Source organism: Nonomuraea sp. MG754425, assembly GCF_021699195.1.
Lineage (GTDB): Bacteria > Actinomycetota > Actinomycetes > Streptosporangiales > Streptosporangiaceae > Nonomuraea.
In genome coordinates, this window is sequence record NZ_SSXE01000357.1 from 1 (window position 1) to 4134 (window position 4134).

The 4134-nt window shown below is 71.5% G+C and carries 5 protein-coding genes and 1 pseudogene; 2 read left to right on the forward strand and 4 right to left on the reverse strand.

Going from position 1 to position 4134, the window contains the following annotated elements; translation table 11 throughout:
• Positions 1–574: hypothetical protein (locus FAF44_RS52255; protein WP_237110959.1), on the reverse strand; the 574-nt coding region annotated here is incomplete at its 3' end.
• A 115-nt stretch (positions 575–689) separates the two neighbouring features.
• On the opposite strand from FAF44_RS52255, the gene FAF44_RS52260 reads away from it, so the two are divergent.
• The gene (locus FAF44_RS52260) at positions 690–1103 is read left to right on the forward strand and encodes a RidA family protein (protein WP_237110960.1); all 414 of its coding nucleotides are present in this window, start codon (positions 690–692) and stop codon (positions 1101–1103) included.
• A 96-nt stretch (positions 1104–1199) separates the two neighbouring features.
• Positions 1200–1841, forward strand: coding sequence for a hypothetical protein (locus FAF44_RS52265; RefSeq protein WP_237110961.1), 642 nt, complete (start codon positions 1200–1202; stop codon positions 1839–1841).
• A gap of 52 nt (positions 1842–1893) precedes the next feature.
• Here FAF44_RS52265 and FAF44_RS52270 read toward each other — a convergent pair whose 3' ends face one another.
• The 3 genes and pseudogenes from FAF44_RS52270 to FAF44_RS52280 all read right to left on the reverse strand — a co-directional run.
• On the reverse strand, positions 1894–2907 hold the full coding sequence (locus FAF44_RS52270; protein WP_237110962.1) for a DUF6528 family protein: 1014 nt from the start codon (positions 2905–2907) through the stop codon (positions 1894–1896).
• Positions 2908–3064: 157 nt separating this feature from the next.
• Positions 3065–3481, reverse strand: coding sequence for a VOC family protein (locus tag FAF44_RS52275; protein ID WP_237110963.1), 417 nt, complete (start codon positions 3479–3481; stop codon positions 3065–3067).
• Between the two features lie 57 nt (positions 3482–3538).
• Positions 3539–4134, reverse strand: a pseudogene (locus FAF44_RS52280) (hypothetical protein); the annotation flags it as partial.

A 4134-nucleotide genomic window follows, 5' to 3' on the forward strand; every position in this document is an offset into this window, starting at 1 on the left:
CCCGCAGACGGCCACGATGACGACGACCCCGCGCGGGAGCGGCGGCGAGCACGGTGAGCGGGTACTCGGTCCGGGCCGCGGTGTTCTTGACCTCGCACTCGACGAGGCGGTCCTGAGGGGTCAGGCCGAAGTTGACGGAGGCCGCGTGCACGGTGCCGCCGCCGCTCCCGCGCGGGGTCGTCGTCATCGTGGCCGTCTGCGGGAGCGGGACGGGCTCCCCGGGGATCACGGTGCCGACCTCGGCGACGCCGGTGGCGGAGGTCAGGCCGTCGATGCCGCTGATGCCCGCGTACACGTACATGTTGAGCTCCCCCTCCATGCCCGTGGCGGGGGCGACCAGCTCCTTGCCCGAGACGATCGTGCCGCGCCAGCCGATCGACATCGCCTCGCCGGCGGTGGCCTGCGGGGGCACGGTCAGCTCGACGTCGATCTCCACGTCCTGCTGCTGGCCCGTGGCGGCGACCTTGCACGCGTACCCGACGACGGACGCGGTGGCGGCGGTGCCCGCCACGGCGGGGGCGGCGGCGCAGGGGAGGGCCACGGCGGCGGCTAAGACGGCCAGATGGACACGCATGGCGGCTCTCCTCGGCCTGATGGTGCACAACGCTCCAGAGGATGGTAGCGGGGTCGCCCGAAGCCGCGACAAATTCGGAAGCGCGGGAGATGCGGCGGATGGTAGGAAATCAGTCATGGCCACAGGTGTTCGACTCATCCGCAACGACCGGCTCACCGACCAGGTCGAGTACGCATACGCCGCGAGCGTGGACGCCCCCGTCCGCTCCATCTGGGTGGCGGGCGCCTGCCCCCTCGACCTCGACGGCAAGACGGTGGCCGTCGGCGACTACGCCGGGCAGGCCCGGCAGGTGATGAGCAACCTCGTCACGGCGCTCGAAGGCGCGGGGGCGTCGCTGACCGACGTCGTCAAGACCACCGTCTACGTGGCCTCCACCCGGCAGGCCGACCTGGTGACGGCGTGGCAGGTGTACCGGGAGCGGATGGGGGAGCACGACGTCCCGAGCACGCTGCTCGGCGTGACCGTGCTCGGCTATGCCGACCAGCTCGTCGAGGTCGAGGCGGTGGCGGTGATCGCCGGCCGGGGGTAGCCGAGAGGACGGGCCAGGGGAGAGGGTGAGGTTACCTGCCCGGCAAAGTCTCACCGCACGCTTCACGAAGCGTAATGGGACTGACACAATTCGCTCATGAGAATGTTCCGGTCGGCTGAAGGCATGCCCGATCACGGGTGCGGGGCGCTGGGACGGGTGGCTCACGGGGCGTTGACCGCTCCACGCGACTCCCAGGACGCGCCCAGTGGGCCCAGACTCTTCCTCGGCTACAACACGTTGCCAGAACCGCCGTTCCCCCTGGCCGGGTTCATCGAGTACGACCTCGACTCGCGTGCCGCCGAGCACGACCTCAGCGCCGTGCTCCGGCTGCTCGCCGAGTCACTGCGGGCACAACCGGTGCCCCCGGAGGGGACGTACGACGACGGGCACCGGCGCAACGCGGCCGTGATGCGGGTGGACGCGATGGTGGTGGTCTTCTCCGGGCGGGCGTTCAGCCCCGACCGGAGCCCGCCCGCCCGCGCCCTGTGGGAGAACATGGTCGAGGGCTACTACCGCGAGGGCGACGCGGCGGCGTGCACGGGCGCGCGGGAGGCGCTGGTGGGGCTCGGCATGGACCGCTCCGACGGGCGGGTGATCCTGCTGGCCGAGCGGAGCCCGACCGGCGAGCACGCCGCGCCGGAGCGGGTGGGGCAGGACCCCGCGGGCGTCCTGTGCGACCTGCTGGGCGAGGTGCTCGACGCGCAGTACCGGTGGACCCGGGCGGCGTTCGGGCTCTGAGCGTCCGGGGCGCGGGCGGGTCGCTGCGCGCGGACCCGCCCCGCTCCGCCGGTCACTGGTAGTCCGGCCGGAACCAGCGAGCCTTGTAGATCTTGGTGCCGGGCAGGGTGCGCGACGCGGTGCCGCCGAAGAACTCCACCGTGTCGGTGCACCAGGACGCCCCGCAGCCGCTCTTCGGCCGGGTCCTGAGCACCTGCCCGGTGCCCTGCTGGTCGCCGACCGACTTGACCAGCCGCACGTTAACCTTGGCCGCGTTCGCGTACTCGGTGGTGAAGGTGCCCGTGGACTTCACGTACTGGTAGACGGCGTCGTTCGTGGTGACCCACAGCCGGCCCTTGTCGCCGAAGACCGGGGCCATGTCGTGGCCGCCCTTCTTGCCCGGCAGCGGGACCCGCTGCGTCTCGGTCAGCACCGGCTGCGCGGGCGTGCCGCTCACCTTGAGCGCCACCAGGTCCTTGTCGCCGAGCGCCCACAGGAGTTCGTTGGCCGGGTCCCAGAGCACGCCGTGGCCGCCGGGCAGCTTGAACTCCGCGTACTTCTTCGAGGTCGAGCTCTGGGAGGCCGTGTAGACCCGCACCCAGCTTCCCTTGGTGGCCGCCGCCGCGACGTTGCCGTCGGGGAGCAGTTCGACGGCGTGCGGCAGGATCCCGTCGCCGCCGGTGTCCACGGCCCACAGGCGCTTGCCCGACGGGTAGGACGCCACGCCGATGAACCCGCCGTCGTTCACCGCGAGGACCGACTTGCCGCCCGTCTGGCGGGGCCCGCCGTAGCGCAGCCGGGCGTCCGCGATCGCCCCGGAGCAGGCCGTGCAGTCGTCGAGTTCGGCCTCGGGGAAACCGTTCTTGGCGGACGGCTTCCACTTCCACTTCAGCGCCCCCGGATCCTTGGCGAGGTTCCACGACGCGTTCCGCGAGTCCAGCACCATGACCTGGCGGGCCTTGCCGTCGCCCAGGACGACCCAGCCGTAGGCGTCCCCGCCGCTCACGGCCTGGGCCGGGGCCGTCGTGCCGAGGGCGGTGACCAGGACCGCGCCCATCGTCGCGGACAGCCACTTGCCGTGTCCCATCGCATCTCCTTCACCACACGTGCGAACCGCATCCGCGCACAGGTCACTGCGCGCCATGCGGTGGATCTCGTCGATGCCGGAGACTAGAAGGGCGGGCTTTCGATCTCTTATCGGTTCGTTTCATCCGGCTCCGGTGGCCGGGCCGTCGCGGGAGCGGTCAGACGGCGAACACCTGCGAGTCGTCCGCGAACGCCTTGAACTCCAGGGCGTTGCCCGCCGGGTCCAGCAGGAACATCGTCCACTGCTCGCCGGGCAGGCCCTCGAACCTCAGGTACGGCTCGATGACGAACGCGGTGCCCGCCTCCCGGAGCCGGTCCGCGAGCTGGTGGAACTCCGGAATCGTGAGGATCAGCCCGAAGTGCGGGACCGGCACGTCGTGGCCGTCCACCGGGTTGTGCACCCGCTCGGCGCGCGACGGGGCCAGGTGGGTGACGAACTGGTGGCCGCGCAGGTTCCAGTCGATCCAGGTGTCGGAGCTGCGGCCTTGGGCGCAGCCGATCAGCTCGCCGTAGAAGTGGCGGGCGGCGTCGAGGTCGTCAACGGGGACGGCGAGGTGGAAACGGGGGAGCGGCATGGCGATCCTTCCGGTACGTACGTGCTGAGCCCGTCGTACCCGGAAGCGGGTGATTGATCACCAGCCTTTGTCGAAGTCACAGATCTGCACCGTGAAGCTCTTGCGGCTCGGCCGGGGCGTGATGACCTCGAAGACCACCTGGTAGGTGCCGGCCCGCGTCCACGTGATCGAGGGGAGCAGGGGCTTGGAGGAGGCGGTGCCCTGCTGCCTGCCCTGGTTCTGGCCGTTGACCAGCCAGCGGTAGCTGTAGGTGCCGGAGGCGGTGACCTTGGCCCAGATGTTCATGTCGTAGCGCCAGCAGTCGCCCAGCCTGATGCCCTCGTAGGTGAACGCCACCGACGTCACGCCGCCCGAACCGGTCGCGGGGGCGGTCGTCCTGGCGGTCGTCTTGGTGGTCTTCGGGGGTTCGGCGGGTGCGGTCGTGGGTGTCGTGGTGGGTTTCCTGGTGCGCGGGGAGGTCGTGGGGGCGGGGCTCGTCGCGGTTCTGCTGGGACGGAGGGGCTTGGCCGTCTTCTTCTTCTCGTCGCTCGGGCGGGGCGCGGCCGTGGCGGTGGAGGCGGCGGGCGTGGCCGGGGTCAGGGCGGCGGTGGTCGGGTCGCCGGAGACGCTGGGCAGCAGGACCCAGGCCGCGGCCACGCCGCCCTGACCCCGGC

Excerpts from the sequence above, each read along its gene's own strand:
- FAF44_RS52265 (WP_237110961.1), top strand. The coding sequence starts at position 1,200 with ATGAGAATGTTCCGGTCGGCTGAAGGCATGCCCGATCACGGGTGCGGG.
- FAF44_RS52275 (WP_237110963.1), bottom strand. The coding sequence starts at position 3,481 with ATGCCGCTCCCCCGTTTCCACCTCGCCGTCCCCGTTGACGACCTCGAC.
- FAF44_RS52270 (WP_237110962.1), bottom strand. The coding sequence starts at position 2,907 with ATGGGACACGGCAAGTGGCTGTCCGCGACGATGGGCGCGGTCCTGGTC.
- FAF44_RS52260 (WP_237110960.1), top strand. The coding sequence starts at position 690 with ATGGCCACAGGTGTTCGACTCATCCGCAACGACCGGCTCACCGACCAG.